The sequence below is a fragment of the Candidatus Oleimmundimicrobium sp. genome (assembly GCF_030651595.1).
Classification (GTDB): domain Bacteria; phylum Actinomycetota; class Aquicultoria; order UBA3085; family Oleimmundimicrobiaceae; genus JAUSCH01.
This window is the reverse complement of record NZ_JAUSCH010000018.1, coordinates 1-3,860: the sequence shown is the minus strand read 5'-3', so window position 1 is coordinate 3,860 and position 3,860 is coordinate 1. Positions and strand designations below refer to the sequence as shown.

The 3,860-nt window shown below is 38.8% G+C and carries 4 protein-coding genes; all 4 read left to right on the top strand.

Annotated elements, in window-relative coordinates; all coding sequences use genetic code 11:
- A partial coding sequence (locus Q7U95_RS01535) for a hypothetical protein (protein WP_308751519.1) occupies nucleotides 1–316 on the top strand: 316 nt, incomplete at its 5' end.
- A gap of 83 nt (nucleotides 317–399) precedes the next feature.
- Nucleotides 400–2,163 (top strand): TIGR04190 family B12-binding domain/radical SAM domain protein, encoded by a 1,764-nt coding sequence (locus Q7U95_RS01530; RefSeq protein WP_308751518.1) that lies wholly within the window; start codon nucleotides 400–402, stop codon nucleotides 2,161–2,163.
- A 10-nt stretch (nucleotides 2,164–2,173) separates the two neighbouring features.
- On the top strand, nucleotides 2,174–2,872 hold the full coding sequence (gene ubiE, locus Q7U95_RS01525) for a bifunctional demethylmenaquinone methyltransferase/2-methoxy-6-polyprenyl-1,4-benzoquinol methylase UbiE (RefSeq protein WP_308751520.1): 699 nt from the start codon (nucleotides 2,174–2,176) through the stop codon (nucleotides 2,870–2,872).
- Between the two features lie 15 nt (nucleotides 2,873–2,887).
- A complete protein-coding gene (locus Q7U95_RS01520; RefSeq protein ID WP_308751517.1) occupies nucleotides 2,888–3,859 on the top strand; it encodes a polyprenyl synthetase family protein in 972 nt (323 codons plus the stop codon).
- Nucleotide 3,860: the final 1 nt, after the last annotated feature.

Genomic DNA, 3,860 nt, shown 5'->3' with positions numbered 1-3,860 from the left:
AATCAATATTCTCGCTCAAACCATTGCGAGTTTTGCCAGGGGGAATTCGGAAGATTTGGAAGAGCTGGAAAGGTTGAGTGAGTTAGCGGCCTTATATAAGACTTCGTGTTGGCTTGGAGCTTTAATTGGGGGAGCAAACGGAAAAATTATTGAGGCCTTAAAGTTCTTTGGGTTAAACTTTGGGATACTTCGTGAAGCCAAGGGAAGCTCTATTGATATTATCGAAACTTACAAAGATTCTGCCAAAAAAGCTTTAGATGGATTACCAAATGGGCCTGATAGGGAGCAGCTTAAATTGATTGTCTTCGAAAATTAACGGAAGGGCTTTCTTCTCTTTTTTATTTTAAGTCTTTACTGTAAAATACTTTAATTCGTAAGTTTTTAATGGAGGTAGTCGCTTTGTTTAGTACAGATTTAATTTTACTTCACGCTCCAAGCGTATATGATTTTCGGGAGCGCTCCATCATGTACGGCCCGGTGGCCGACTTAATACCATCAGCACCAATATTCGAGATGTATCCGGTTGGTTTTAGCACAATAGCTGAGTATTTGAATCGTTATGGCCATAAGGTTCGCGTCATAAATATCGCTGTAAGGATGTTGAAGGATAAAAAATTTGATGCGGAAAAACTCATAAAGTCTCTTAAGCCAAAGGCATTTGGAATAGATTTACATTGGCTACCTCATGCTCACGGGAGTATTGAAATCGCGAAAATTGTTAAAAAATACCATCCTGATATTCCCGTTATCTTCGGAGGGCTTTCATCTTCTTATTTTCACCGGGAATTAATTTCCTATTCTTGCGTCGATTATGTTTTGCGGGGCGATTGCACCGAGGAACCCCTAAGGCGTCTCATTGAATGTATTAAAGAAAAAAAATCGATAGAAGATATTCCCAATCTTACCTGGAAAGATGATAAAGGCAATATTCACGAAAATCCCATAACTTATGTGCCAAAAGATATAAATTACACCTCCATGGATTATAGCCACATAATGAAGTCGGTTATAAAATATCGAGATATGGTGGGGGCTTTACCTTGGAAAGATTGGTTAAAAACTCCGTCAACTGCCGCATTGACTTGCAAAGGATGTACTAAAAATTGTACATTTTGCGGTGGCTCAGCTTACACTTCAAAGAATTTTTATGGAAGAAATAAAATTGCTTATCGCGACCCTGAACTTGTAGCAGAGGATATAGCAAATATTCAAAAAACCGTGAAGAGTCCAACTTTTGTTTTAGGAGATTTAAGGCAGGCGGGCGATGAATATGCCGATAGATTTTTTGAGGCCGTGAAGAAAAAGGGAATTACTAACCAGGTGGGCTTGGAATTTTTTACGCCTCCTCCTGAGGACTTCTTTAAAAAAATAAAAGATGCTTTCCCTCACTACGCCATGGGGGCTTCTTTGGAATCACACGACCCCAAGGTTCGCAAGGGTTCCGGTAAGACATATACCAACGAGGAAGTTGAAGCAAGTATCGGTTGGGCGCTTGAGAACAATGTTGAGCGTTTTGAGATTTATTACATGACCGGTTTGCCATATCAAACCGCGGAGTCTGTTTTGGATACTCCAAACTATTGTGAATATCTCTATCAAAAATTTAACGGGGATAAGAGGATTTTGATGTTCATTTCTCCTATGGTTCCTTTCTTGGACCCGGGGAGTTTGATTTATGAAAATCCTGATAAGTATGGATATACCTTGAAATGTAAAACACTCGAGGAGCATCGGCAGGCTCTTCTTCAGCCGAGCTGGAAGCATGTTTTAAATTATGAGACCAAGTGGATGACCCAAGATGAATACGCTTACAGTACTTATGATGCCATGATAGGTATCAATAAAGTTAAAGCAAAATATAATGTGATTTCTGAGGCGGAAGCCAAACAGGTGGATGCAAGGCTTCATTATGAGAAGGACCTTATGAAGCAAATAGATGAAATTATGCTTATTGAGGATTTTGAGCTTAGAGAAATTAAGCTAAAAGAACTTAAAGAGAAAGTTGATAAATACAGCATTGCTCCGGATGCCAATAAATATAGGGAGCTTGACTGGCTTAACCAGCTTTTTTCCGGAAACAGGTTGCGCAATTTAAGCTTATTTAATTTTAGACCCCTTGGTGTTCTCCGCGCTTTATTGAAACCAAGTAAGGCGGGGGATTAAATTGGCTCAAATGAATTCAAAACAAAAATATGTTCAGTCTGCTTTTTCTAAAATAGCAAAACGTTACGATTTAACAAATTCTCTTTTAAGTTTCGGTCTTCATCATTTTTGGAAAGATTTCACTGTATCTCAATTCAGAGGTATCTCATATGGCAAGTTTCTCGATGTTTGTTCGGGAACGGGGGACTTGGCTATAAGGATGGCCAAAAATTTAAACGGGAGCAAAATTAAGGCGCTTGATTTTTGCTCTAAAATGATTGAGTTTGGAAAAACAAAGACGACAAAGTCGGGGCTGGATAAAAAGATAGAATTTATTCAGGGAGATGCTGAAAATCTTCCCTTTAAGAATAATTGTTTCGATGGTGTAACCGTCGGCTTCGGTATACGCAATGTCGAGCATATCAGTAAGGCTTTTAGTGAGATGCATAGAGTTTTAAAACCTCAGGGGAAAGCGGTTTGTTTGGAATTTTCTAATCCGCCTTTTTTTTTATTTAGGTTTATCTATCTCTTTTATTTATCTTACGTTCTTCCAATAATTGGCGGATTGTTTGGCGGAGATTTTGATTCTTATAAATATCTTTCAAATTCTATCAAAGAATTTCCCAACCAGGAAAGATTGAAGAAAATTATGGAAGATGCCGGCTTCAAGGATGTCAAATATTACAATTTGACCTTTGGAATCGTGGCGGTTCATGTTGGTGTAAAATGAAATTTGTAGGTGAAAATGTCTAAAGGTCATTTATTACCGCTTTGCGTAAAAGAAGATTTAAAGCAAGTTGAAGATGAACTTACAAGGGTTGTGTCCTCAAAGGAAGGAAAGCTTGCCGAGGCAGCTTTAACTACGCTTAAGGCGGGAGGTAAAAGACTTAGGCCAATTCTTGTTCTTCTGGCGGGGATGATAAACTTATATGATGCGTCCAAGCTAATACACGCGGCTGTGGCCGTTGAGTTAGTTCACACCGCTTCTTTAATTCACGATGATGTTTTAGACGGAGCTGATACGCGTCGCGGGTCTCCAACAATTAATGCCGCGTGGAATAAAAAGACAGCTGTTTCCGCGGGAGATTATTTATTTGGAATAGCTTTTGAGATTCTTTCAAAATTGGACAATCCCTATCTTATGAAAGTAATGTCCGAAGCGGTTTTAGCGCTGAGCGTCGGAGAGCTTCATCAAATGAGAACTCGTTACAGCTTAAATCAAACAATGGATGATTATTTAGCTAAAATAAAGAGCAAGACGGCCGTTTTGTTTTCCACGGCCTGTTTAATAGGGGCGACACTTTCAGAGGCGAAAAAAGTTGAAATTGAAGCATTGGGAAGATATGGTGAAAATTTGGGAATGGCATTTCAAATATATGATGATGTTTTAGATATTTCAGGGGACAAAAAGGTTCTCGGAAAACCAATTGGGATAGATTTAAAAGACGGTATGGTTACTATGCCTGTATTTCTTGCTTTAAAAGAGACTCCTCAGAGAGCATATTTACAAAATGTGGTGGAGAATGTAAATTTAACTGAGGAAGAGATAAAAAAAGCCATTGAAATAATTGAAGCCACCTCGGCAATTAAAGAAACAAAGAGGAGGGCTAAGGGGTTTGTGGAGAAGGCCCTGGGGGCCATAGAGCTAATTGAAAATGACGATGTAAGAGGGTCACTTTGCTCTATTGGAGAGTTTGTAATTGATAGGTATCATTAAA